The following is a 24,863-nucleotide window of genomic DNA, read 5'->3' on the forward strand; positions in this document are numbered from 1 at the left end:
TCTGCTACAGCGAGCGGCGTGGCGCGACGATCAGGTCGCCAAACAGCAGGCCCGCCACCAGGGACACCAGCAGCGTGACACCGAGCAAGCCGGTGTCCATGCCCAGCGACGTGTCCCGGTCAAGCAGGTAGGACACGCTGCGGAAGCTCACCGAGCCCGGCACCAGCAGGATGATGCCGGGCTCGCGGACCACCGCTCCCGGCTGCTGTGCGTAGCGCGCGTAGACATTGCTGAGCGAGCCCAGCAGCACGCCGCCGATGAACACGCCGAACGGCGCACCGGGAATCGACCCCGAGACCTGCCCGCCCCAGCGCGTGGCCAGGTAACCCAGTACCACCGAGCCCATCACCACCAGCCAGTCCCGCCGCGCCGCACGGAACAGGATGGCGAACGAGAACGCGCCCAGCACCAGCGACGGCCAGTCCGCCCAGGACGGCAGCGGTGGCAGCGCGTAATCGTGCGGGATGATGCCCAGCGCCTCGCATAGCTGCGTCGCCGCCACGGTGCCGAAGGTGAGCTTGAGCAGCGTGGCCACGGCACCGCCCATGCGCGCGACGCCTGCCACCAGGTGCTGGCTGGAGATCTCGCGCACGGCGGTCGTGAGGGCCATGCCGGGCAGCAACACGATAAGGCTGCCGAGGATCACGGACTTCAACGCCAGCGGCACGATGTACGCCGCGACGACGGTAGCGATGATGGTGGCCACCATCGCGCTGATCGCCTCGCTGGCGGCCGCCAGGCGCGGGCGGCTGCCCGAGGCGACGGTGATGCAGCCGATGACGATACCGATGATGCCGGCGGTGATCAGGTCGGGCCACGCGCTGTGCAGCAGCAGGGCGACGACGCTGGCGGCGCACAGGCCGTAGCTGGCGATGACGCCCAGCTCGGCGCGGAAGGTTTCGGGTGCACCGAGCTTGCGCAGGAGGTGGAAGCCTTCGCGCAGCTCCATCTGGCCGTCGATGACGATATCGGCGATGCGGTCGGCCTCGACCAGGCGCGCCAGGTTCACGTCGCCCGGCGGCAGGCGCATCACCTGCGTGACCTGGGCCACGCCATCCTCGCCCTGCCCCAGATCCGCGAAGGAAACGATGATCGCGGTCGGGCTGGACCACACCTCGGCCGACAGGCCCAGGCGCTGGGCCGACTTGGCGATGGCGGTTTCCAGGCGCGGCGCCGTGGTGCCGTACTGGTGCAGGCGGCGGGCCAGCTCGGTAAGGAAGGCGATACGGGTGTTGATCGCCGTGGTGGCAAAGCTCACCGGGACCGGCACCGCCTGCGGCAGGACCTCAGCCAACCTCCACCGCCTTCACGCGCAGGATGGTGCCATCGATGCCGGTGACTTCCACCGTGGCGCCCACGGGCAGGTCCGGGCCGGTCACCAGCCACATGCCGTCGCCCACGCGTGCCTTGCCGCGTCCGTTGATGATCGCGTCGCACAGGGTGAAGCGCTGGCCGATGAGCTGTTCGCCACGGCGGTTGAGGCGCTCGTTGCCCGACGGCACGCGCGCCAGGCGCGGCCGGACGAACTTCCAGTACACGAAGCACGAGACGAAGGTGAACAGTGCGAAGAGCACCGCCTGCGCCAACGGCCCCAGGTCGGGCAGCGCAAACATCACGATGCCCATGGCGGCAGCGGCGATGCCGATCCACAACATGAAGTATCCCGGCATCAGCACTTCACCGCCGATCAGCAGCAGCGCCACGATCCACCAGATGTAATGCATGGCCATGTCCCCGATCACCGGTCAGCGCGCCAGCGGCGGCGTGCGCGGCGGCTGCGGCGCGGGCTGCTCTTTCGCGCGCTGGCTGGTGAGCGAATCCTTGGCCAGCTCGGCGATGCCGGCCAGCGAACCGAGGATGCCGACCGATTCCATCGGCAGCAGCAGGGTCTTCTGGTTCGGGCTCTTGGCCATTTCCTTCAGCGAGTCCACGTACTTCGTGGCGATGAAGTAATTGAGCGCGTTGACGTCACCGCCGGCGATAGCCTGCGAGACCATGGTTGTGGCCTTGGCTTCCGCTTCGGCGAGGCGCTCGCGGGCTTCGGCCTCGCGGAACGCGGCTTCCTTCTTGCCTTCCGCCTCGAGGATCGCGGACTGCTTCTCGCCGTCCGCCTTCAGGATGGCGGCCTGGCGGAAGCCCTCGGCGTCGAGGATGTTGGCGCGCTTTTCGCGCTCGGCCTTCATCTGCCGGGCCATGGCGTCGACGAGGTCGCGCGGCGGGGAGATGTCCTTGATTTCGATGCGGGTGACCTTGACGCCCCACGGGTGGGTCGCTTCGTCGATGACGGTGAGCAGCTTGGCGTTGATCGCATCACGCTGGCTCAGGCTCTCGTCCAGGTCCATGGAGCCGAGCACGGTACGGATGTTGGTCATGATCAGGGCGAGCGCGGCCATCTCCAGATTGGCCACCTCGTAGGCGGCCTTGGCCGCGTCCAGCACCTGGTAGAACACCACGCCGTCCACGCGGACCACCGCGTTGTCCTTGGTGATCACGTCCTGGGAGGGGACGTCGAGCACCTGCTCCATCATGTTCATCTTGCGGCCGATGCTATAGACGAACGGGATGAGGAAATGCAGCCCGGGCGACAGCGTGCCGGTGTACTTGCCGAACATTTCCACCGTCCACTCGTAGCCCTGCGGCACGATGCGGATCAGTTTGGCGAGGACGGTGATCGCGACGATGATCACGACCAGTGCGACGATGCTACCCATGGTGCCTTACTCCCTTTGGCTTGATTGACCGGGAGTATAGGCGAAGCGCCTTAGTGCGGGCCCGCAGGGAGCACCAGGGTGACGCGCAGGCCACCGCCATCGCGGTTGGACAGCGCGATACGGCCGCCGTGGGCCTCAGATATTTCGCGAGCCAGCGCCAGCCCGAGGCCCGTACCCGAGCGTTTGGTGGAGTAGAACGGCAGCAGCGCCTGCGCCAGCACGGTTTCGCTCATGCCGGGGCCGCGATCGGAGACGTCAATCAGGCAATCGCGCCCGACCAGGTGGACGCCGAGCGTCACCTCTTCCTCGTCGCCACCCGCCTCATGGGCGTTCTTGATCAGGTTGATCAGCACCTGCTCGATCTGGGTGGGATCGAACCAGCCGGGATGCTCCGGCGGGAGCGCGCTGAGGCGGAAGCGGGCGTGCAAGGCCAGCGCATCGAGGAACGGGCCCCACGCGATCTCGCGGGCTTGCGGCGTGGGCAGCTTGGCGAAGCTCGCGTAGCCGGAAATAAAGCCGTGCAGGTGCTTCGCGCGGTCACCGATGGAAGCGAACACGCCCGGTAGCCGCGCCAGGTCGCCACGCCGGGCCAGTTCCGCACCGGAATGCGACAGGGACGAAATCGGCGCCAGCGAGTTGTTGAGTTCGTGGCTGATCACGCGGATCACGCGCTTCCAGGTATGCACTTCCTGGCGCGAAAGCTCGCGGGTCATGCGCCGGTACAGCTGCAGCCGGTGCGGGCGCCCCTGCAGGCGGAAGCCGCGCTGGGAAAGATGGAAGGTTTCTTCGCTGCCTTCCATTTCGACGGTAAACAACGCGTCCTCGCCAGCAGCGGCGGCGGCACGGAGGTTCTCGGGCATCACCTCCAGCACCGAGGAAAAATCCAGCCCCGCCAGCGCACGGCCTTCGTTGAACAGATGACGCGCGGCGATATTCGCGTAGGTGACCTTGCCCTGCCCGTCCGTGAGGACGAGCGCCACGGGCGTGTTCTGGACCACGGTATCCAGCAGCAGTTCGCGCTGGGCCAGGTGCTGGCGTTGCTCGCGCAGGATGCTGCCGAGCTGGTTATGCATGCGGATCAGGTCGCCCAGCTCGTCCATGCGATCGGTGCCGATCGACATGCTGTAGTCGCCGTCGCGATAGCTGGCCACCGCGCTTTCCAGCGCACGTATCAGGCGCCGGATCGGCTCCACCAGCACGTGCGCCATCCACGCCGAGAGCGGCACGAGCAACAGCAGGCAGATGATCAGCGCGGTGCGTGTATCCACCGGTTCCGGCGGGCCCGCGACGACGGGCTGGCCGGGATGCTTCGACAGTTCGTTCAGCCACGCCATCGCTTGCGGAAACGGCCAGATGGCGACGCCGGCGAACACCAGCGCGCCAATGATCGCCGACACACCGACGACGATGGCCATCCGGCCCTCAAGCGAGAAGCGCTTCATGGCGGCAAACGCCTCAGACGGCCAGGCCGTAGCGTTCCATCCGCCGGTACAGCGCCTGGCGCGACAGGCCCAGGGTGCTCGCCGCACGGCTGACCACGCCGCCTGCCGTAGCCAGCGCCGCTTCGACGGATTCGCGACTGGGCTCGTCCAGGTTGCGGGTGGTGCTGGCCTGCGGCACCGGCAGGTTCAGGTGCACGGGCTCGATACGGCCGTCCGCGGCGAGCAGTGCCGCGCGCGCCATGGCGTTCTTTAGTTCACGCACGTTACCCGGCCAGGCATGCGCCAGCAGGGCCTCGCGCGCATCCTCACTGAGGTGGGCCTTTCCGTCGAGGAAGAACTCCGCCAGCGGCAGGATGTCGTCACTGCGCTCGGACAAGGGCGGCAGGTTCACGTCGATGACGTTGAGGCGGTAGTACAGGTCTTCGCGGAACGTGCCCGCGGCGATCATCGCCTTGAGGTCCGCGTTGGTTGCGCTGATGACGCGCACCTTCACCTGCCGCGTGCGCCCCGAACCCAGCCGCTCGAACTGGCCGGTTTCCAGCACGCGCAGCAGTTTCATCTGGCCGGGCAGCGGCAGGTTGCCGATCTCGTCGAGGAAGAGCGTGCCGCCGTCGGCCATTTCGAAGCGGCCTTCGCGCGCCTTGTTGGCACCCGTGTACGCACCGGCATCGGCACCAAACAGTTCGGCCTCGATCAGTTCACCCGGCAGCGCGCCGCAGTTCACGGCGATAAACGCGCCGCGACGCACCGGCGAATTGGCGTGCACGATCGCGGCGATGCGCTCCTTGCCTGCGCCGTTGGGGCCGGTGATCAGCACCGGCACGTCGGAACGCGCGACCTGGCAGGCCAGTTCCACGGTGCGGCTCATGGCTTCGGAGCTGAACACCAGGCCGTCCAGGTCGTATTTGCTCTCAAGCGCCTCGCGACGGCGGCGGCGCTCGTTGCGCGCCCGGGTCACTTCGCGCGTGGTCTCGGAAAGCTCGAGCAGGTTTTCCACCGTCGCCAGCAGCTTGGTGTCGTCCCACGGCTTGGCGAGATAGTCCGAGGCGCCCGCCTTCACCAGCTCCACCGCGGTCTCCAGGTGGGTCCAGGCGGTCAGCAGGATCACCGGCAGGTCGGTATGCCGGGCGCGGATGGCCTTGAAGAGCTCGGCGCCCTCCTCGCCCGACGTGGTGTCGGCGGTGAAGTTCATGTCCTGGATGACGACATCCACGCGCTCGCGCGCCAGCGTGGCCAGCCCCTCTTCCGGGGTGAGCGCCACCAGCGGGCGGATATCGTGCAGGCTCAGTGCAAGCGACAACGCCTCGCCCACGGCGGGGTTGTCGTCAATGATCAATACGCAGCGCATCGTGTTCCTTCGCATGCCGTCATGGATGCCCCTCCCCCGAAAAAGGTTGCAATGCCCATTCTAGCCACGGGTGGCCTCCACCGGGGGAACCGACGCGGCGCGGAGGGCCGGCGCCAGCACGGCCAGCTGCCCAAGCAGCCACAGCGTGAGCGCGCCCGCCGGCAGGTAACCCCAGGGCAGGCGGGGGATCTCGTAATGGACCATCAGGACGATGTTCATGGCATAGGCCAGCACCATCCCCAGCGCGATGCCCATGCTCGCCAGCAGGAAATTTTCCGTCTGGAAGTACAGCAGCACGTCGCGACGGGTGGCCCCCAGGGCCCGGCGCACGCCGATCTGGCGGCGCCGCTGGGCCACCCAGAAGCTGGCCAGGCCGACGATGCCCAGGGCGGTGATGGCCAGCAGCACCACGCAGGCGCCCACCAGCATGGCGGATAGCGCGCGGTCGCCGGAGAAGAAGTCGGAGCGGACGTCCTTGAAGGTGGACTTGTCGGTGATGACCCGGCGCGGATCGACCTTCTTCAAGGCTTCGGCGGCCGCATCCAGCACGGCGCCGGCCTGGCCCGGCCCCGTGCGGATGATGAAGCCTGCGCCGTACGTGGGCACCATGCGCCACGGTACGAGGATGGCCTCACCGATGCTTCCCCGGCCACCGGCGGCGCGCGCCAGCCAGCGAATGATGCCGACGATCTGGTAGGGCTCATCGCCGATGTAGAGGGTCTTGCCCAGCGCGCCTTGCCCCGGGAACAGCCGTTCCGCGACCGGCGCGGTGACCACGATCACATGCGCAGAGGCGACGCGCTTAAGCTGCACGTCGTCGACCCACTGGTACTCATCGGGGCGCATCCAGCGGCCTTCCTGCAACTGGGCACCCAGCGTCTCGCCGACGGCTTCGCCGTAGTACATCGCGATACTGGCACGTGGCACCTTCTCCTCGAGGCTGAGGCGTATGCCGCTGCTCCAGGAGCGACTGCCGAAGGGCAGCGAATTGATGACCGAGGCCGCCTCGACACCCGGCACCGCGCGCAGCGCGGCAAGGTCTGCCGCCGTGCGCGCGTGGATGTCCACGCCCTTGCCGGGTGACGAGGTGTCCAGCGCGGCTATGCGATCTTCGTCGATGCCGCTGGGCGTATGGATCCAGCGCAGGCGATCGTTCACCAGGAACACCGCGTTGCAGACGATGGCGCAGGTGAGCGCGATCTGCAGCACCAGCAGTACCGAGGTGACCCGGTGCCGACGCAGGGCGGCGAGGATGGGGGCTATGTCCATGCGCATGTCACTGGCTCTTCAGGTGCAGGCCGGGCGGTACCTGGCATGCGCGCCACGCGGGGAACAAGCCCGCGAGCATCGACGCCAGGATCGACAGGACAAAGGTGGTGACCAGCATGGGGACGTCGAGATGGGCGAGTTGCGCGCTGCGGTCGGGGTTGATCCGCACGAGCAGCAGGCCCACCCAGGCCAGGCCCAGGCCGAGCACGCCGCCGGCGAGCCCGATGATGCCTGCCTCGACGACCAGCTGCGCAAAGATGTCCCTACGGGATGCGCCAAGGGCACGACGCACGCCAAGCTCGCCCGCGCGGCGCATGAACTTCGCCAGCATCAGGCCGACGGTATTCACCAGGCAGACCACGAAGAACGCGGCGGCCAGCCAGAACTGCAGGCGCACGTCACCCGGCACCACCTTGCGTTCGTCCAGCAGCCCGCGCACGCCGGTCAGGGCTGTCGGCACCAGCTGCTCGTAGCGTCCCGCCGCGTGCTGTTCCCGCACATAGCCATCGAGGAAGGTGCGGTACGCCGCGACGGCGGCGGCGTCATCGAGCTGTACCCAGAATTGCAGCCACACGCACGGTGCGGCTTCCATGTTCTCTTCATCGCCACTGCCACCCGACCAGCACTCGATACCGCCGTCGCGCGGCAGGTGGGCAGTGCGCGCGGACGTCAGCGGCAGGTAGATGTCTTCGGCCTTGGCATAGTCGCCCACGCTCAGGTCGTAGAAGTGCGGAATTGGCCGCCACGGCAACATCACGCCGATGACGCGGAACGAGGTCTCGTTCACCTTGATCGATCGGCCGACGCTGTTTTCGCCCGCGAAGAGCCGTTGGTTGAGCGCGTCGCTGATCACCGCGACATGCGCGCGGTTCTCATCATCGGCGGCCGCCCAGCCCTGCCCGAACTGCAGGGGCACGTCGAACATCGGGAAGAAGTCCGCACTGGTGTAGCGTGCCGGGGCAATGAACGCATCCGACGCAGGGTCGTCCGGATAGATCGTGGCCGAGCCGCCAAGCATCAGCGCCTGGTGGGTGCCGCGTGCCGCATGCAACAGCGCCATGCCGTCCGTCCAGGTGAGCTGGTAAGGCAGCACCTCTTCGCCACTATCCTTCGAACGCGGCTCGAGGCGCGGCATGTATAGCTGCTGGCTGCGCCCGGGCAATGGGTCGCCGCTGAGCACGTGCAGGGCCGTGAGCGTCGTCATGCAGGCACCGATGCCGAGCGCCACGGCGACGATCATCAGGGTGGTGAGCATCGGGTTGCGGCGCAGGCTGCGTACCGCCATTTCCAGGTGATAACCGAACTCAATTCCCACGGGTGGCCTCAACAGGTGGCACATTCGAAGCGCGGTGGGCGGGTGCCCAGACGGCAATCTGGCCCAGCGCCCAGAGGACGATCGCGCCCATCGGGAGGTACGCGGCCGGGAGGCGGGGAAGTTCGTAGTGCACCATCAACACGATATTGATGCCATAGGCCATCACCATGCCCAGGGCGATGCCCATGGTGGCCAACAGGAAGTTCTCGGTCTGGAAGTAGCGGAGCACGTCGCGCCGGGTGGCGCCCAGCGCGCGGCGCACGCCGATCTGCCGGCGACGCTGCGACACCCAGAAACTCGCCAGGCCCACGATGCCCAGCGCGGTAATGACCAGCAGCGCGACGCAGACGCCGACCAGCAGGTTGGCCATGGCGCGATCGCTGGCGAAAAAGGCATCGCGCACCTCGCTGAAGTGTCGCTTGGAGAGGATCACGCGATTGGGATCCAGCTCGCGCAGCTTCGCCGCCGCGGCCTTGATCACGCTGTCGCCCTGCCCCGGCTTCGTGCGCATCACGTAAGTAGCGCCGAGGCCTTCGGTCATGTGCACCGGCAGGAAGATGCTGCCGTAGGTGGTGGCGCGATCAAACACGTTGGGGCGAACGATGTTGCGGGTGACGCCGATGATGCGCATGGGGATGTCATCGAGGTACAGCACCTTTCCCAGCGCGTGGCCGTGGAAGAGCTGGTCCGCGACGAAGCGAGTGACGATCACCACGTGCGGGATCACCACATCGGTGCGGCCGCTGGTGATGTCGTCGAGCCAGGCGTATTCGTCGGGGCGGAAATCACGCCCTTCTTCGATCTGGCCACCCAGCGTCGGGATGGCGTTGTCGCCATAGTAGTTAGCCACATGCATGGCGGGCGCGACCACGTTGGGGTCCAGCTTGATGCCCGCGTTCCACGACTCCTTGCCGAGCGGGATCTGGTTCATCAGGCTGACCTGCTCCACCCCGGGGATGTTGCGCAGGCTCGCGAGGGTTTCCTCGATGCGCCCGTGCGACTCCAGCGTGCCGCCCATGGCGACCGGGCGTACATCCACGACGTGGGCTTCGTCGACACCCGACGACATCTGCATCCAGTCCAGCCGCTGGCGTACCAGGAAGACGGCATTGCAGACGATGGCGCAGGTGAGTGCGATTTCCAGCACGAGCAGCACCGCCGTCACTTTGTGCCGGTGCAGGGTCGAGAGAATGGGTCGGATATCGAGCATCACTGACTCTTCAGCTGCAGGGCGGGGGTGATCTGGCAGGCACGCCAGGCCGGAAGCAGGCCTGCCACGACGGTGGCCCCGATGGCCATGCCGAACGTGGCCGCCAGCATGGGCAGGTCCAGGTGCGCGAGCGAGGCGTACTGATCGGGCTGCTTACGAACCAGCCAAAGGCCGAGCACGGCGAACAGGAGGCCGGCGACGCCACCCGCAAGGCCCACCATGCCGGCCTCGGTCACCAGCTGGGCGAACACGGCGCCGCGCGAGGCACCCAGCGCGCGACGCACGCCCACTTCGGCGGATCGGCGCATGAACTTCGCGAGCATGAGGCCCACGGTGTTCACCAGGCAGACCACGAAGAAGCCGAGGGCCAGCCAGACCTGCAGATGCACGTCCTTCGGTACCACCTTCTGCGAATCGAGCCATGCCATGACGTTGCGCAGGCGTACGTTCACCGGCAGGTGGAACCGGCCAGCCGCCAGCTGCTCCTCGGAGTAGTGCACGAGGAAGGCCTTGTAATCGGCAACGCGTGCGGGCGTGTCGAGCTCCACCCACAGCTGGACCCAGACGCAATCCGCCGTCTCCAGCGTATTTTCCTCCACCTGGTGGCCCTTCCCCCAGCAATCGCGCGAGCCGGAACGCGGCGCGTGGATGTCGCGGGAGGTACCCAACGGCAGGAACACGTCCTCACCCTCGGCATAGTTGCCGGCGTTGAGGTCGTAGAAGTGCGGATGCGGACGCCAGGTTTCGATGACGCCGACGACGCGCAGGTCCGCGCCGTTAAAGCGCACGGTGCGGCCGATGCTGTCCTCGCCGTGGAACAGCTTGTCGTTGAGACTGCTGCTGATGACAGCGATGCGCTCGCGCCGGTCGTCTTCCGTGGCCGACCACGCATGGCCGTACTTCAGCGGCACGTCGAACAGGGCAAAGAAATCAGCGGTGGTGTAACGGGCACGGACGAAGAACGGGTCCTGCGTGGTATCGGCCTGTTGCACCGGGGCCATGCCGCCGGTCATCACGGCCTGGCGATCGGCCCGGCCGGCCTTGAGCAGCGCCATGGCATCGCGCCACGACAGCTGCTCGGGCGGCTCGCCCTTCGTGTAGAAGCCGTTGTCTTCGTCGCGCGGTTCGATCTGCGGGTAGAACAGCTTCTGGCTCTTCCCGGGGATCGGGTCACCCGACACCACGTGGAGGACGGTGAGCGTGGTCATGCAGGCGCCAATGCCCATGGCCACCGCCAGCACCATGAGCGCCGTGAGGGCCTTGCTGCGTTTCAGGCTACGCAAGGCCAGCTCAAGGAAATAACCAAACATGACCACTCCTTCCGTGACGAATCAGACGCTGCGCGTCGCTTCCACCGGCGAAACTTTCGAGGCGCGCAGCGCCGGGGCGAACACGGCCGCCTGGCCGAGCGCCAGCAACAGGACGATGCCGACACCGACGTACGTGGGCGAAACACGGGGCATCTCGAAGTACTTCAGCATCCACTGGCTCAGGCCCAGGGCCAGCCCCGTGCCGACGATGACGCCGCCCAGCGCGATCAGGAAGTTTTCCGTCATGAAGTAGCTGAGGATGTCCGAGCGACGGGCACCCAGCGCGCGGCGCACGCCGATCTGCTTGCGACGCTGGCCCACCCAGAAGCTCGACAGGCCGACGATGCCCGCCGCCGTGATCGCCAGCAGCACGGCGCAGACCACCGTCATCAGGATCGCCATGCCGCGGTCCGCCTCGTAGGCGTTGGCACGCACCGTCTCGAACGTACGCAGGCCGTACTTCTCGGGCAGCACGCGCATGCGGCTCACCTTGTAGAGCGCCGTCGGAATGGCCTTGAACACGGCATCCTGCTGTCCCGGCCGCGTGCGGACGAGGAAGTGCTGGTAGCTGCTGTCGAAGCGCACCGGCATCAGCGTGACGTTGTCCATGTGGTCGAACTCGATCCAGGGCACCGTGAGCTTCTCGATGATACCGATGACCGTGGACGGCTTGTTCTTCGCGTAATAGATCGTCTTGCCCAGCGCATCGCCCTTCGGGAACAGCTTGTCGGCAATCGCTTTGGTGATGATCACCTGTGCCGGCGCCGGCGTGCTCTGCGGCGGCAGGTTGACGACTTCGGACGGGGTGAAGTTACGGCCAGCGATGAGCTTGACGCCAAGCGTCTTCAGCGCCTGGTCGTCCACGAAGTACAACGCGCTCGGCAGGCTGTCCTTGGTCTTGTTCGGGTCGATCTGCATGCCGGTGGACCAGCCACCCCGACGCAACGGGAACGCGTTGGTGATGTAGGCCGATTCCACGCCGGGCACGTTGCGGATCGCTGCGAGATCGGTCTGCATCAGCGGGATGAACGTCTCGGGCTTGCCGACGTAGCGGTTCTGCACCGCGATGACATTGCTCTCATCCATGCCCGTCGTGCGGTTGGACCGCTCGATACGCTGGTGGACGATGAACAGGGCGTTGCACACGATGGCCAGGGTCAGCGCGATCTGCAGCGCGATGAGGATGGTGCCTGCCTTGTGCCGGCGCAGGGCGGAGAGGATGGGTTTGATCTGGAGATTCATGCCAGCGTGCCCTTAGTTGGACTTCAGCTGCCACGCCGGCTGCACCTGAGCGGCGCGCCACGTGGGATAGAAAGCGGCGATCACGGTGGCGGCGATGGACACCAGCAGCGTGAGGAAGATCAGCGTGGGATCCAGCGTCGCCAGGTGCGCGATATCCGACGGGAACACCAGCGAGGTGCCCAGCATGCCCAGCCCCGTCAGGATCAGCCCGAGCACACCGCCTGCGATACCGACGGCGCCGGCTTCGATCAGGAACTGCGCATAGATCGTGGCCCGCGAGGCGCCCAGGGCGCGACGTACGCCGATCTCCTGTGCGCGGCGCATGAACTTGGCCAGCAGCAGGCCGACGGTGTTGACCAGGCAGATGGCCAGGAAGCCCAGCGACACGACCAGCGAGATGGTCGATTCCTTCGGGACCACCTTCTGCACGTCCAGCCAGTCGACGACGTTGCGCACCTTCACGTTCGGCGCCCAGCTCCAGCGGCCGGCGCGCTGCTGCTCGGCAGCGTAGCCATTGAGGTAGCTGCGGTAGGCGTCCACCTCGCTCTTGCTATCCAGTTGCGTCCACAGGGCCAGCCAGATGCACTCCGAGCGCAGGTAGCCGTCCCAGCCCTGCTCGGGTTCCTTCACGCAGTTGTTGTTGCCGTTGGTCCCGAGCTGCAGGTCGATGGCGCGGGTGAACGGGATGTACACCGTCGCGCCTTCATCGACGAAGCCGCCCGTGTTGGGCGCGTCGAAGAACAGCGGTTGCGGGTTCCAGTTGTCCATGACACCCACGATGGTGAACAGCCGGCCATCGAGGTTGAGCTGCTTGCCGACGCTCTGCCCGCCATTGAACACCTTGTCGTTGAGGTCGCGGGTGATGACGGCGACGCTGGCGTGCTTCTCGTCGTCGTCGCGCGTCCACGCCCGGCCCTGGATGAACGGCATGTCGAACATGCCGAACATGTCGGCGCCGTTGGCGTACGCCGTCTGGCGCATCGGCAGGTGCGAGGGATCCTCCGGGATCACCGAGACGTTGACCGGATAGACGATGGCCTGGTGCGTCGCCTTGTGCGCGCGCAGGATCGCGGTGGCGTCGGTGTAGCTCAGTGCCGGCGGCGGCTCGCCGTTCTCGAGGTTTTCCGGGCCGAAGGCATCGATCTGCGTGTTGAACAGCACGCTGGATTTCTGCGGGATCGGATCGCGCGATGTCGCGCGGTAGACCGCATAGGTCGTCATCGAGGCGGCCACGCCGAACCCGATGGCCATCACCATCAGGGCGGTGAGCATCGGGTTCTTGCGCAGGCTGCGCAGGCCAAGCTGGAGGTAGTAGGCGAACATGGACGTCACCGTGTCTTGGCGTGGGGTCAGGAACGGACGGCGTGGTGCGGATGCGCGTGGAAGCGCGGCTCTTCGGAGAGATCCACCACCTGGCCATCGATCACGTGGACGTTGCGCTGGGCGCGCGCGGCCAGTTCCGGGTCATGCGTGACCATGACGATGGTCGCGCCTTCGCGGTGGATCTCCTCGAGGAGTTCCATGACGCCGCGGGCCATCTGCGTATCCAGGTTACCCGTGGGCTCATCGGCCAGGAGCAGGCGCGGCGAGCCGGCCAGCGCACGGGCAATGGCGACGCGCTGCTGCTGGCCGCCGGAGAGTTCCGCCGGGTAGTGGCGCGCACGCGAGGCCAGACCGACGCGCTCGAGGGCATCCATGATGCGCTGCTTGCGCTCCGGGCCCTTCATGCCGCGATAGCGCAGCGGCACTTCCACGTTGTCGTACACGTTGAGGTCGGGAATCAGGTTGAACGCCTGGAAGATGAAGCCGATCTTCTCGTTGCGGATCTTCGAGCGGGCGTTGTCGTTGAGCTGGCTCACTTCGATACCGTCCAGATGGTATTCGCCACCGGTAAAGGTTTCGAGCAGGCCGGCGATGGTCAGGAAGGTGGTCTTGCCCGAGCCCGAGGGGCCGGTGACGGCGACGAACTCGCCTTCCTTCACATCAATATTGAAATCGCGGAGCGCGTAGGTCTCGACGACTTCCGTGCGGTAGACCTTGGCGAGGTGGTTCATCTTCAACATGGCGGATCCCTCGTTGGAAAGTGGTTGGGCGGTCAGCGGGCGATAGCGACGTGTTTGGCGTCGCCGAAGGTGTCGGCACCGGAGACGACGATCGAGTCGCCTTCCTTCAGGCCGTCCAGGATTTCTACCTTGTCGATGCTGCTGGCACCGACGCGGATGTCACGGCGATCAGCCATGCCATCGTTAACGACATAGGCGTAGCGGCCGGCGCTTTCGTCGACGAACGAGCCACGCTGCACGGTGAGCACGTTGGCGCGGCTGTCGAGCAGGATACGCACGGAGAGACGCTGGCTCTGGCGCAGCTGGCTCGGGGACTGGCCATCGAAGCGCAGGCGGGCGGCCACTTCACCATTGACCACTTCCGGCGAGATGGCGCTGACCTTGCCCTTCCATTCCTTGCCGTTGCCGGTGATCTCGCCGGGCATGCCGATGGCGAGGTCACGAGCGAAGCTTTCCGGCACCTTCATTTCGACCTCGAGCGCGGTGAGGTCGATGACGCTGACGAGCTGCGCGTCCTTCGCCACCGTGGCGCGTTCGGCGATGAACAGCTGGCCGACCTGGCCATCCACCGGCGACTTCACGTTGAGGTCTTCGACCTGGCGCTGGAGGTCCTTCACCAGCAACACCTGGCGGTCGTGCGCCAGCTTCTTGGCCTGGATATCGAAGGTGAGGCTGTCGTTGTCGACGGTGAGGTCGCTCTGCGCGTGCTTCTGCGTAATGGCGGCCTTGTCGAGGGCGGACTTGGCCTTGTCGACATCGGCTACCGGCACGGCGCCCTTCTCGAACGCACCCTGGTAACGCTTCAGGTCGCGCTCGGAGGCGGTCTGGTCGACCACGGCGTTGTCAAAGGCCTTCTGCAGCTCAGAGCGCTTCTTCTTGGCATCCACCTGGGCGCGCAGGTATTCGACCTGCATGGCATCCGCGGCAGACTGCTCCTGCGCAAGCTTGTTGGTCAGCTCGGGGCTCGTGACGATGGCGAGCACCTGGCCCTTCTTCACCACGTCGCCAGCATGCACCTGCATGACGACGGCGCCACCGTACGGGGCGTAGAGCGTCGGGCTCACGGCGGCGACCACTTTGCCTTCGGCGGCGATGTCACGCACGAAGGGGCCACGGGTGACGGTGGCGAAGGTGAGCCGCGATGCACTCACCGAGGTGTCGGCGGAGAACATCGTGGCGATTTTCGGTACGGAGAAACCGATGGCGACCAGCACGGCCACCGCGGCGCCGGCGAGGATCAGCTTGCGCTTGCGGTTCGGGGCGACCGCGACAAGGCGATCCTGGGCGGAGGTATCTCGAATCATGATGGCTTCCCTGAAGAACTTGCTGATGACTTCAGCAAGGCGCGTGCCAATCAGGGAAGCTTAGGTTTTTCCGCCACTTACGTCGTCTCAGCGACCAGGCTTACGTGTCCGCGGACATCCGTCCGGACAGTGGCCGTGGCCGTTCAGGACGTGATGGCCACCGATTCGGACACCGCGATGTCGCGGGCGACGCCACGGCCGAGCGTGGAAATCAGCACCTCTCGCGCGCCAAGCACGTCGAAGCCGACGAGGCGGCGGCGCTGGAAGCTGAGCACGCGGGCGCGGCTGGCGCGCAGCCATTCGCGATCCGGCGCGCGGCGATCCGGCGCCTCGATGGCGATGGCGTCGGCGAACAGGCCGTCCCACGCGAGGTAGTCGGTGTCGGGCAGGAGGTAGATGCGCGCGAGCGTGTCCCCTTCCCTGCTGACGCAGTCCAGCCATTCGCGCGGGCCCTCCGCCGTGATGGCGCAGGTGAGGCCGACGCAGGCGGTGGACAGCAACGGGGCGAGGTCGGCGTTCTCGACCAGGCAACCCGCCGGCGGCAGCACGTTGGCCGGGCAGGACGTCGGACGCGGCGCGAGATAAAGCACCCCGCCGAGCTGGCCAAGGCCTTCCACCAGCGTGCGCGGGGACACCGCGAGCCAGCGGGTGGTGGAACCGGTGCGGGCGCGCGACTGCACGCCAAAGGATGCGAGCCAACCGAACATGAGGGCGTCTCCCGGTGACGGCCGTGGGAAGGGATGCCTGGCTGGCGGCGAGGGGAGACCCGCGTGGCTTGGCGTCGGGGAGAGGGAACCGGCTTACTTGGTGAGGATGAGCTTGTCGTTGCGGGTCAGGCGCAGGTGGTACTCGGCGCCCTGGTGCTCGATGACGAGCTCGCGCGAACCGTCGAGGAGGTTCTTGCTTTCAACGCGGCGCGCGGGGGCCGCCATGGCGGCGCGCAGGGGAACGACCGTGTCGCGGCGAGCGGTGTCGTTCATCGGAAGGCTTCTCATCAACATGGCTAACGCTCCGCAAGTGAGGGTGCGGAGTTGATGATAATGATTCTCAATTACGCGTCAAGCCCTATTTCCGGCATAGGGCTGACAGATGCCGTATCAGGCGGCTTCGGCCATGCCGACGAGGGCGGCTTCGATGCCCTCCAGGTCCGGAATCACGGCCGTATCGTCGCGCACCAGCACCCGGGCGCGGACGCCGAACGGCAGCTCGTTGCCGTCGTGCGTGGGCAGCAGGAGCTCCGCGTTGAGCGTGGTCAGGCGCGGGAAGCCGTGGGTGAGCACGGCGATGTAAGGCATGTCGGTGCGGTTGCCGATGGCCTTGAGCACGGCCACGCGCGCGGCCTGCGGTGCGGTGTCCTCGGCCAGCTTCGCCACGTGGTCAAAGCTCACCAGCGGAATCTGCCAGCCACGCCACTCGATGCGGCCGGCAAGCCATTCAGGGGCGTCGGCGATCGGCTCGACGCCGGCCAGGGTAATCACTTCAGCGACCGAGGCGTTGGGCAGCAGGAGGCGGATACCGCCGCTGGGAATCAGGACGCAGCGGATTTCGCGCGGTAACGGCTCGCTCATGGGAATTCCTCGTTCAATTTCTTCGCCAGCGCGGCGACGTCGCCCGCATAGCCTGCGACGCGTTCTTCGCGGACGCCGGTGACCATATGCCCGGCTTCGTCCTCGGGCGGGACCGACTGCACCCAGACGCGGCCACCGCCGTCATACACGGCCTGCGCGCCTGCCACGGCATCGTTGCCGCGGCCAGCGAAGACGATGGCCAGCGCGTCGGCGCCAAAGCCACCGGCGAGGGTGCTGAGGATGCCGTCGATGGACGGACCCGACGAGGTCACGGCGCTGCCGTCGTCACGCACGGCCACGCTGCCGTCGCGACGAATCTGTACGTGGGCGCCACGCGGTACGACGAGCACGTCGCCATGGCTCGCCGGTACACCGTCAGCGGCCACGCGGCCACGGCCAAGGCGCTGGACGAACGCCGCGGTGTCGCCGCTATGGTGGGCGGCAACCAGGATCGTGGCGGGCAAGCGGCCCGGCATGGCGGCCAGGAACAGGCGGATGGCGTCTTCGCTGTCGGCCGTGCCGGCCAGCGCCACCACGCGGCGCACCGCGCGGGTGGCGGTGCCCAGGATCATTTCGTGGCTGAACTTGCCCGTGGTATCGGGCGCAATGGCCTCTTCCAGGGAAACAAGTTCCAGCTTGAGGCCCGACTCGATCGCGACGCTGCCGTCGTCCACCACGTCGTGCGCAAGGTATTCCACCGCGCTGATGGTCTCGATGCCGAAGTCAGCGGCGTTATCACGCGGCGTCGCCTCGGCCACGATGGTGTCGTGGTCGATCAGGTCCCATTCGGGCGCCGGCGGCGGCGCGTACTCCGTCGCGCGCGAGGTGATCTCGAGCGGCGGCGGGGTGGGGATGTTTTCGTCAACGGGCGCGAGGCTGAACTGGCTGGCGTCGAATTCGCTTTCCACCTGGGCGGTGGGCAGCGGTTCGTCATCGACCACTTCGAACCCGGAGAGATCGAGCGAGGCCAGGTCGGTCAGTTCGAGCGGCATGGACGGCAGGTCGTCGATGCCATCGCTGCCCTGCAGGTTGGCGGCGCCGGATTCAGCCAGCACGGCTTCGAGTTCGGCGGCCAGGTCTTCAGGAGCCGCGCCCTGCCCTTCGTCGTCAAAATCGACGAGGGTGGTCGAGAAGGCCAGCTCGTCGACCGTGTCCGCCTCGGTTACCGGATCAGCGTCCGTATCGGCGGCCGGCATCGGCGTGTCGGCATAACCATGCACGCCGGTGATCGACAGCTCGTCGGTGATCGGCTCGTCCAGCGTTTCTTCGGCGGGTGCCGGCTCGCTGGCCAGCGCAGCCAGCCGCGGTTCGATCACGCGCGCATCGTCGGGACGCGGCGGATCGAGCGGCGAGGTGCCCACCAGCTTGGCGGCCAGGTGGCGGGCCCAGCGGGCGCGATCCCAGCCTGCCAGGTTACGGCTGGCGTCGGCGTCGTTGAACACCAGGCGCGGATGGCCGCCCTCCACGGTTTCGTAGAGGCGGTCCAGGTCGCCATCGCTCGGGTCGTCGAGGTCCACCACCACCACGTCGGCAGAAGAGCCGACGAGTTCCGCGGGAGCGAACGCCCTCAGGTCCGACTCGTAGACGATCCGCGCACCGTGCGCGACAAGGGCGTCGCGCAGGTGGGCCGACAGGCTCGCGTCGTCAAAGAGCAGCGCGACGGCCGGCTCGTGTTCAACCATGGGTTACTCCGAGCACACCGTTGATCTGCGCGACCAGGTCGTTTTCCTGGTACGGCTTGCCGATATAGCGGTCCACGCCGATGTCGAAGGCGCGCTGGCGATGCTTATCGCCGGTACGCGAGGTGATCATGATGATCGGCACGCCTGCCAGTCGCTCGTCGGCCTTCATGGCCGTGGCGAGCTCGTAGCCGTCCATGCGCGGCATCTCGATATCGAGCAGCATCAGGTCGGGCACGCGCTCGTTGAGCTTCTCGAGGGCGTCCACGCCGTCCTTCGCCGTCATCACTTCGAACTCGTGGCGTTCCAGCACGCGGCCAGTCACCTTGCGCATGGTGATCGAATCGTCGACCACCATCACCAGCGGCTTCACGCGCACTTCGTCCTGCTTGCGCGGGGCCTGCGGGATCGCCGCTTCGGCTTCGAACGCGGTGCGGGCGACGCCGTGGCGGACCAGCGGCGCGAGGTCGAGAATCATCAGCACGGAACCGTCGCCCATGATCGTCGCGCCGAGGATACCCGGCACCGAGCTGACCTGCGGGCCGACCGGCTTGACCACGATTTCGCGCGAGCCCAGCACCGCATCCACGCGGATGGCGGCACGCAGGTCGCCCGAACGGGCCAGCAGCAGCGGGATATCCCCTTCGTCCGGCGAGGCGATGACATGCACGCCGAGCAGCTGCGGGAGGTCGTGGATCGCGTAGTCCTCACCGGCGTACTCAAACTGCGCGTCGGTGTCGGCCATGCGATGGGCCAGTTCGTTGGGCTCGACCTTGGCCACGCCGTGCACCGACGTCATCGGGATGGCGAAGTTGGTTTCACCGATACGGACGATCAGCGCCTGGGTGACGGCCAGCGTGAACGGCAGGCGCATCACGAAGGTGGTGCCCTGGCCGCGCTGCGATTCAATGCCCAGCGTGCCGCCGAGCTGCTTGATCTCGTTGGCGACCACGTCCATGCCGACGCCACGGCCGGCCACCTGGGTGACCTTCTCCGCGGTGGAGAAGCCCGGTACCTGGGTGAGCTGGTAGATCTGGTCGTCGGAGACACGGGCATCGGGGCGCAGCAGGCCGCGCTCGATCGCCTTCTCGCGGATGGCGTCGCGGTCCATGCCGGCACCGTCGTCGGAGAGGCGCACCACCACTTCGGTGGCTTCGCGAGCCACCTGGATGCGCACCGTGCCTTCCGGGTTCTTGCCGGCGGCTTCGCGGGTGCCCGGCGCTTCGATACCGTGGGCCACCGCGTTGCGCAGCATGTGCTCGAACGGCGCCTTGATGCGGTCGAGCATGTTGCGGTCCATTTCGCCGTTGGCACCCTCCACCACCAGCTGGGCGCGCTTGCCCACGTCGGAGGCGGCCTGGCGCAGCGTGCGGCGAAGGTTCGGCACCATCGCATCGAACGGCAACATGCGCGTCTGCATGAGGCCTTCCTGCAGCTCCGCGTTGACCTTCTGCTGCTGGAGCAGCAGCGTTTCGGTCTGGCGGGTCAGGTCGTCCAGCATGGTCTGCAGGGAGACAAGATCCGAGACCGACTCGGCCAGCGCACGCGAGTACTGCTGGAGCTGCGAGAAGCGGTCGAGTTCGAGCGGATCGAACGTGCCCGCGGTGTCGCGATGCTCCTGGTGGTAACGCGCGATGATCTGCGTTTCGGTTTCGATTTCCAGCATGCGCAGCTGGCTGCGCAGGCGGCTCACCGTCTGTTCGTGTTCGGTCAGCGCCGAACGGAAGCTGGCGGTCTGCTGTTCCAGGCGCGAACGGTAGATCGACACTTCGCCGGCGTGGTTGACCAGCGTGTCGAGCATGTCTGCGCGGACACGGATCTGTTCCTGCGAGGCGCGCTGGAGCTCTTCCTCCTCCATTTCCGGGAGCAGGTCGGGCAAGGCGCGGTCGAGGACCGGGATCGGCTCGGGCTGCGGTGCCGGCGGCGCATAGGCCTCCGGCTGGGTCGCAGCTTCGCGCTCTTCGCGGTAGCTCTCGGCCGTCAGCGTGTCCGGCGCGATCGGTGCACCCGCGAGGCGGGCGAACGGCTCGATGTCGGCTTCGCTGAGGCTGATCGGCTGGTGCTTGGCGATGGCCAGGATCATGCGATGCAGTCGGTCGAAACCGTTCTCCATCGCTTCGATCGCGGCGCTGTCGCTGTCGCGCTGGCCGCCGGCCACGGCGTCGAGCACGGCTTCCATCGCATGGGCGAAATCGCCCACCGGCGGCAGGCCGGCCATGCGTGCACTGCCCTTGAGGGTATGCAGGTCGCGCTGGAGGGCGGCGACGTGCTCACCCTGCTGCGGGTCGGCGCGCCATGCGGCCAGCGAGGCATCGGCCTGGTCGAGGATCTCGCGGCCTTCTTCGACGAAGACTTCGAGCAGGTCGGGGTCGATGTCGGCGTACGGCGAGAGCTCCGGCACGAGGGCCGGGGCGACGTCTTCCACCGGGGTGTGCACCGGCTCGGCGACGGGCTCGTGCGCCTGGTCTTCGATGACGACCGGGGCTTCGGCTTCGACTTCGTCTTCGGCTTCCGTTTCCTCTTCCGCCTCGAAGGCAACGAGGTCGGCCACCGGCTCTTCGGCGAGGATGCCGTCGTCGGTGTGCAGGACGTCGCCATCGTGGGACATCGGCTGCGGGAGCTCGGCTTCGACGTCTGCCGGGGCTTCGTCGGCGACGGCAGGCGCGCCTTCCGCCTCGGCTTCGCTGACGAGGGTGCGCCAGGCGGCTTCTTCGTTGACGTCGTACTGCGCGATCGGCTGGACGTCGATCTTCGCCGGCTCGACGGTGAACCCTTCCAGCGAGGCCAGCAGTTCGGCCGTCAGGTCGTGTTCGCTGTCGGCCAGTTCGATCGGCGGCAGCGCGGACTCGACGTGCGCGGCTTCAACCTGGGCGGGCTCGCTAGCGACGGGCTCGCTCTCGACGAGATCGCTTTCGAGAGGCTCGCTTTCGGTGAACGCCATCGGCGTGTGCTCGATCTCCGGCGCCGCGGCCTCGTCGGCCAGGGCTTCCTCGTAGTCGTCGGCCGGCGGGGCCACCACCGGCTCGGCGGCCGGCGTTTCCGCGTGCACCGGTGCGGCGGCCTCGAGCTCGGCGAGTTCGCCGTCCAGCATGGCTTCCAGTTCGGCCTCGAGCGATGCCTGTACCGCCGCGTCGTGGACGAGGCTGTCGTGGGCATGCTCGTGGTCGTGCGCGGCTTCGCTGGCCGCATCTGCCGCCAGGTGGGCCTCGGCTTCGCGCACTTCTTCGTCGAAGTGGGCTTCTTCGTTGATGAACGCTTCGAGTTCGGCTTCGTCGAGTTCCGAAAGCGACTCGACGGTTGGGGTCTCGGCCACGGGCGTCTCGGCCACCGGTTCAACCACCGGCAGCTCGTCCACGACGGGCTCGGCGTGAACCGCCGGCTCGTCGTCCAGCGGCAGCGGATCCGGCTCGTACAGGATGTGTGCGACCGTGGCTTCCGGCTGTTCGTCGCGCAGGGCGATGATCTGCGCGGCAAGCGCGGACACATCGGGCACGCGCGGATCTTCAGTGTCGAAGAGGTCCATGACGTGGTCGACGAGGTCGGCCGCATCCGTGAGTGCATCGACGCCCAGCGGACGCAACGGCACGCCGGAGGCGCGCACGCGCTTGATCAGGCCTTCCAGCGGTGCCAGCACCTGGATCAGCACCGGGATGTCGACCATGCCGATGGCGCCGTGCAGGGTATGCACGGCACGCAGCAGGCCATCGTCCACCGGCAGCTCGCCGTCGCCGGCGCGGGCCAGGTTGGCGCGGATGATGTTGAGGTACTGCGCCACTTCGGTGCGCAGGATGTCGAGCAGCACGGCATCCACCGGCGGCAGCGGCGGCGCCACGTACACCGGCTCCTCGGCCGGCACCGGCGTCGGCTCGGCCGGCGCGGCCTGGCCGTAGCTGGCGAACGCGGCGGTCGGCACGGCGGCGATGGTGTCGCGCAAGACGCGACGCTTCACCTTCGTGCGTACCTTCTGCGTCGCGTTGCGTGCCACTTCTTCGACGAACGCCATGTCGCCCATCGCCAGGCGGTCGGCGGTTTCCATGATCGCGGCAAGCGGCGCCGTCACATGGGTATCGCCTTCCAGCGCGGACTTGAGCTGCGGCAGGGCATCCACGGCGTGGCGGACGAGCGCCTGCACGCCTTCGTGCGGGGCGATCGAGCCGTCCAGCACGCGGTTGAGCATGTTTTCCACCTTCCAGGCGAACTCGCCCAGGAGGCGCGCGCCGACCAGGCGGCCGGAGCCCTTCAAGGTGTGGAAGGAGCGACGGATCGGGGTAAGCGACTCGCTGCGCTCCGGATCCGCCAGCCACTGCGCCACGGAGGCGCGGAGGTTGTCGATCTCTTCCTGGGTCTCTTCCAGGAAGATCTCGCGGATCTCGTCGTCGATGCCGTCCACGGTGATCTGGAAGCCGGCGAACTCGGAGACGCCGGAATCACCGCCGACTTCCTGTTCGATCTCTTCCTCGATCTCGACCCAGTCTTCGCTGGGATGGATCGGCGCCGGAGCGGCGACGTTCGCGACCGGCGCGGCGAGTTCCTCGTCGGTGGGCGGTTCGTCGACGAGGTCGAAGCTGTCGGCGAAGGAGACGGTTTCATCCGCATCCACGCTGCTCGACGGCACGGCGATGTGTTCGACGGCCTCGGCTTCGATGTCGCCGAGCGCTTCCGCACCCAGCGCCTCGTTGCTTTCGTCCACCGGCACGGGCCAGTAGCCGAGTTCGGCCAGGCTCTGCTGGGTGACATCAAGGATGTGGTCCAGGCCACCGCGGTGCTCGCGCGCCGCCTCGAGGTAGTACTCGAGTGCGGCCACGGCGTCGGCCAGGCGGTCCATCTGCGCGCCGTTCGGCACGCGGCGGTCGCCGAGCAGTTCACGGTGGATGAACAGGCCAATGCCGTCGGCCAGCTCGCCCGGGCGCGGCGCGCCCAGCATGCGCATGGCACCGCCGATCTCGGCCATCAGTTCCGGCGTGCCCGCCAGCTGTTCGTGTTCCCACTGCGACTCGACGAAGGCGACGATCGCGTCCTTCACCTTCGAGGTGTTCGCGGTGGCTTCGCGCATCAGCGCGGTCAGGATATGGCGTGCTTCGCTACGCGGCAGCGGCGAGGGGCCGCTTTCGGAGATCGGCGTTTCGCCTTCGGCACCGAGGCGCTCGATGTGGTCGTCCAGGGACGCTTCCACGTAGAGCAGCGCGCCGGCCACGTCCAGCAGGGATTCTTCGTCCGGTGCACGCGTGCCCGCGGCGATCTCGCCGAGGATCCGGCGCTGTTCGCCAACGACGCGGCGCGGGACGCCCAGCGCCAGCATGCCGAGGGTGTCACCGACGCGGTCGAGCACGTCGGCCTGGGCCCCGAGCTGGCCCGGGTCGCCATCGGGGCGACGCAGGAACAGGTCGAGCGATTCCTTCACGCGCAGCAGGTCTTCCTTGATGGCGGCCGAGACCGTATCGAGGAGCGCGCGGTTGTGGCCCGACATGGAGCCACGGGCATGTTCGACTTCCGAGGCGCGCGGCAGGAGGCCCTCGAGGCGATAGGCCTCGCGCAGCTCGTCGATGCGCTCGCTACCCGGCTTGGCCTGGGCCACGTAATACAGAAGCTTGCGGGCGAGCTCGTCCGAATCACCGGTGAGCATCGCCTCTTCGCCGCCGTCCACCAGTTCGCGGATGGAACGGTCGACGCGGCCGATCAGCTGGCGCACTTCCTTTTCATGCGAACGCAGCACGCCGCGTTCCAGGCCTTCGAGGACGCCGGCCGCAATCCACCACAGGCGACGGCCGGCGATGGTGTAGCAACGGGTGGCAATGCTATCGAGCGTGGCGCGCATGCCGAGCAGCTGGCGATCGCTACCCTGCCCGCGGAACCATGCCAGGAGCTGTTGCTGGAAACGGGCGCGCAGTTCGGGCAGTTCGCCACGCTGGGCCTCGGCAGCCGCCGGATCGGCAGCGCCCGGGGCGCCCTGCGGCAGCGGGGTGTCCAGGTTGGGGGTGAACAGCGCGGACTCGTCCAGCGACTGCTCGCCACGGCTGGCGCGCAGGTCGTTGAGCAGCGGCAACAGCACGATGGGTACATCGCGGTGGCCGCTCTGCAGGCGCTCGAGGTAATCGGGCATCTGCATCATGCCGCGCATCAGCGCCGCATAGGCTTCGTCGCGGTTGGCCACGCGGTCGCTGATCAGCGCCGCGACCAGTTGCTCCATCTCGCCCACCACCATGGCGGCGCCGTAGAGCTCCACCATGCGCAGCGTGCCGTGCACCTGGTGCAGGTCCGCGGCGCAGGTGTGCATGACGTAGGCGTCGCGGGAATCCTCGACGTACGACTCAAGCGCCTGGCGTGCCTTGGACAGGGCGTCGTCGAGCTCCGCCTTGACCCAGTGCAGCGTGGTGAAATCAGTATGGTCTTGAAGTCTCACTG

At 67.3% G+C, this 24,863-nt stretch carries 18 protein-coding genes; all 18 read right to left on the minus strand.

Annotation, left to right across the window (positions count from 1 at the left end):
• Nucleotides 1-4 precede the first annotated feature (4 nt).
• The 18 genes from FIV34_RS15365 to FIV34_RS15450 all read right to left on the minus strand — a co-directional run bounded on the left by FIV34_RS15365 (nucleotide 5) and on the right by FIV34_RS15450 (nucleotide 24,861).
• The gene (locus FIV34_RS15365) at nucleotides 5-1,294 is read right to left on the minus strand and encodes a threonine/serine exporter family protein (protein ID WP_246058639.1); all 1,290 of its coding nucleotides are present in this window, start codon (nucleotides 1,292-1,294) and stop codon (nucleotides 5-7) included.
• The gene (locus FIV34_RS15370) at nucleotides 1,287-1,724 is read right to left on the minus strand and encodes an NfeD family protein (protein ID WP_211352643.1); all 438 of its coding nucleotides are present in this window, start codon (nucleotides 1,722-1,724) and stop codon (nucleotides 1,287-1,289) included. The genes FIV34_RS15365 and FIV34_RS15370 overlap by 8 nt, the downstream gene beginning before the upstream one ends.
• A gap of 21 nt (nucleotides 1,725-1,745) precedes the next feature.
• Nucleotides 1,746-2,711 carry an SPFH domain-containing protein gene (locus FIV34_RS15375; protein WP_139984259.1) on the minus strand — a complete coding sequence of 322 codons (966 nt, stop codon included), beginning with the start codon at nucleotides 2,709-2,711 and terminating at the stop codon, nucleotides 1,746-1,748.
• A 50-nt stretch (nucleotides 2,712-2,761) separates the two neighbouring features.
• Nucleotides 2,762-4,153: a sensor histidine kinase gene (locus FIV34_RS15380; RefSeq protein WP_139984261.1), complete on the minus strand. Its 1,392-nt coding sequence runs from the start codon at nucleotides 4,151-4,153 to the stop codon at nucleotides 2,762-2,764.
• Between the two features lie 13 nt (nucleotides 4,154-4,166).
• Nucleotides 4,167-5,501: a sigma-54-dependent transcriptional regulator gene (locus FIV34_RS15385; protein WP_139984264.1), complete on the minus strand. Its 1,335-nt coding sequence runs from the start codon at nucleotides 5,499-5,501 to the stop codon at nucleotides 4,167-4,169.
• 60 nt (nucleotides 5,502-5,561) lie between these two features.
• Nucleotides 5,562-6,770: an ABC transporter permease gene (locus FIV34_RS15390; RefSeq protein WP_139984266.1), complete on the minus strand. Its 1,209-nt coding sequence runs from the start codon at nucleotides 6,768-6,770 to the stop codon at nucleotides 5,562-5,564.
• 7 nt (nucleotides 6,771-6,777) lie between these two features.
• Nucleotides 6,778-8,085, minus strand: coding sequence for an ABC transporter permease (locus FIV34_RS15395; protein ID WP_246058640.1), 1,308 nt, complete (start codon nucleotides 8,083-8,085; stop codon nucleotides 6,778-6,780).
• Entirely contained in the window at nucleotides 8,075-9,295 is a 1,221-nt protein-coding gene (locus FIV34_RS15400) for an ABC transporter permease (protein ID WP_139984270.1), read from the minus strand. The genes FIV34_RS15395 and FIV34_RS15400 overlap by 11 nt, the downstream gene beginning before the upstream one ends.
• Complete coding sequence (locus tag FIV34_RS15405) at nucleotides 9,295-10,605, minus strand: ABC transporter permease (protein ID WP_139984272.1); 1,311 nt, start codon at nucleotides 10,603-10,605, stop codon at nucleotides 9,295-9,297. Before FIV34_RS15405 ends, FIV34_RS15400 begins: the two co-directional genes overlap by 1 nt.
• Nucleotides 10,606-10,626: 21 nt before the next feature.
• Nucleotides 10,627-11,847, minus strand: coding sequence for an ABC transporter permease (locus tag FIV34_RS15410; RefSeq protein WP_139984274.1), 1,221 nt, complete (start codon nucleotides 11,845-11,847; stop codon nucleotides 10,627-10,629).
• A 12-nt stretch (nucleotides 11,848-11,859) separates the two neighbouring features.
• The gene (locus FIV34_RS15415) at nucleotides 11,860-13,170 is read right to left on the minus strand and encodes an ABC transporter permease (RefSeq protein WP_139984276.1); all 1,311 of its coding nucleotides are present in this window, start codon (nucleotides 13,168-13,170) and stop codon (nucleotides 11,860-11,862) included.
• Between the two features lie 26 nt (nucleotides 13,171-13,196).
• Nucleotides 13,197-13,910 carry an ABC transporter ATP-binding protein gene (locus FIV34_RS15420; protein ID WP_139984278.1) on the minus strand — a complete coding sequence of 238 codons (714 nt, stop codon included), beginning with the start codon at nucleotides 13,908-13,910 and terminating at the stop codon, nucleotides 13,197-13,199.
• Between the two features lie 32 nt (nucleotides 13,911-13,942).
• A complete protein-coding gene (locus tag FIV34_RS15425) occupies nucleotides 13,943-15,214 on the minus strand; it encodes an efflux RND transporter periplasmic adaptor subunit (protein WP_139984280.1) in 1,272 nt (423 codons plus the stop codon).
• Nucleotides 15,215-15,357: 143 nt separating this feature from the next.
• Nucleotides 15,358-15,921: a hypothetical protein gene (locus tag FIV34_RS15430; protein WP_139984282.1), complete on the minus strand. Its 564-nt coding sequence runs from the start codon at nucleotides 15,919-15,921 to the stop codon at nucleotides 15,358-15,360.
• A gap of 93 nt (nucleotides 15,922-16,014) precedes the next feature.
• Complete coding sequence (hemP, locus tag FIV34_RS15435) at nucleotides 16,015-16,194, minus strand: hemin uptake protein HemP (protein WP_246058641.1); 180 nt, start codon at nucleotides 16,192-16,194, stop codon at nucleotides 16,015-16,017.
• Between the two features lie 117 nt (nucleotides 16,195-16,311).
• Nucleotides 16,312-16,782 (minus strand): chemotaxis protein CheW, encoded by a 471-nt coding sequence (locus FIV34_RS15440; RefSeq protein WP_139984286.1) that lies wholly within the window; start codon nucleotides 16,780-16,782, stop codon nucleotides 16,312-16,314.
• Entirely contained in the window at nucleotides 16,779-18,464 is a 1,686-nt protein-coding gene (locus FIV34_RS15445) for a chemotaxis protein CheB (RefSeq protein ID WP_139984288.1), read from the minus strand. The genes FIV34_RS15440 and FIV34_RS15445 overlap by 4 nt, the downstream gene beginning before the upstream one ends.
• Nucleotides 18,457-24,861 (minus strand): Hpt domain-containing protein, encoded by a 6,405-nt coding sequence (locus FIV34_RS15450; RefSeq protein ID WP_139984290.1) that lies wholly within the window; start codon nucleotides 24,859-24,861, stop codon nucleotides 18,457-18,459. The genes FIV34_RS15445 and FIV34_RS15450 overlap by 8 nt, the downstream gene beginning before the upstream one ends.
• Nucleotides 24,862-24,863: the final 2 nt, after the last annotated feature.

Source organism: Luteibacter pinisoli (assembly GCF_006385595.1).
Lineage (GTDB): Bacteria > Pseudomonadota > Gammaproteobacteria > Xanthomonadales > Rhodanobacteraceae > Luteibacter > Luteibacter pinisoli.

Bases quoted from the DNA above. Each gene is read 5' to 3' on its own strand.
- FIV34_RS15370 (WP_211352643.1), bottom strand. From the start codon at position 1,724: ATGCATTACATCTGGTGGATCGTGGCGCTGCTGCTGATCGGCGGTGAA.
- FIV34_RS15375 (WP_139984259.1), bottom strand. From the start codon at position 2,711: ATGGGTAGCATCGTCGCACTGGTCGTGATCATCGTCGCGATCACCGTC.
- FIV34_RS15380 (WP_139984261.1), bottom strand. From the start codon at position 4,153: ATGAAGCGCTTCTCGCTTGAGGGCCGGATGGCCATCGTCGTCGGTGTG.
- FIV34_RS15385 (WP_139984264.1), bottom strand. From the start codon at position 5,501: ATGCGCTGCGTATTGATCATTGACGACAACCCCGCCGTGGGCGAGGCG.
- FIV34_RS15390 (WP_139984266.1), bottom strand. From the start codon at position 6,770: ATGGACATAGCCCCCATCCTCGCCGCCCTGCGTCGGCACCGGGTCACC.
- FIV34_RS15400 (WP_139984270.1), bottom strand. From the start codon at position 9,295: ATGCTCGATATCCGACCCATTCTCTCGACCCTGCACCGGCACAAAGTG.
- FIV34_RS15405 (WP_139984272.1), bottom strand. From the start codon at position 10,605: ATGTTTGGTTATTTCCTTGAGCTGGCCTTGCGTAGCCTGAAACGCAGC.
- FIV34_RS15410 (WP_139984274.1), bottom strand. From the start codon at position 11,847: ATGAATCTCCAGATCAAACCCATCCTCTCCGCCCTGCGCCGGCACAAG.
- FIV34_RS15415 (WP_139984276.1), bottom strand. From the start codon at position 13,170: ATGTTCGCCTACTACCTCCAGCTTGGCCTGCGCAGCCTGCGCAAGAAC.
- FIV34_RS15420 (WP_139984278.1), bottom strand. From the start codon at position 13,910: ATGTTGAAGATGAACCACCTCGCCAAGGTCTACCGCACGGAAGTCGTC.
- FIV34_RS15425 (WP_139984280.1), bottom strand. From the start codon at position 15,214: ATGATTCGAGATACCTCCGCCCAGGATCGCCTTGTCGCGGTCGCCCCG.
- FIV34_RS15430 (WP_139984282.1), bottom strand. From the start codon at position 15,921: ATGTTCGGTTGGCTCGCATCCTTTGGCGTGCAGTCGCGCGCCCGCACC.
- hemP (WP_246058641.1), bottom strand. From the start codon at position 16,194: ATGAACGACACCGCTCGCCGCGACACGGTCGTTCCCCTGCGCGCCGCC.
- FIV34_RS15440 (WP_139984286.1), bottom strand. From the start codon at position 16,782: ATGAGCGAGCCGTTACCGCGCGAAATCCGCTGCGTCCTGATTCCCAGC.
- FIV34_RS15445 (WP_139984288.1), bottom strand. From the start codon at position 18,464: ATGGTTGAACACGAGCCGGCCGTCGCGCTGCTCTTTGACGACGCGAGC.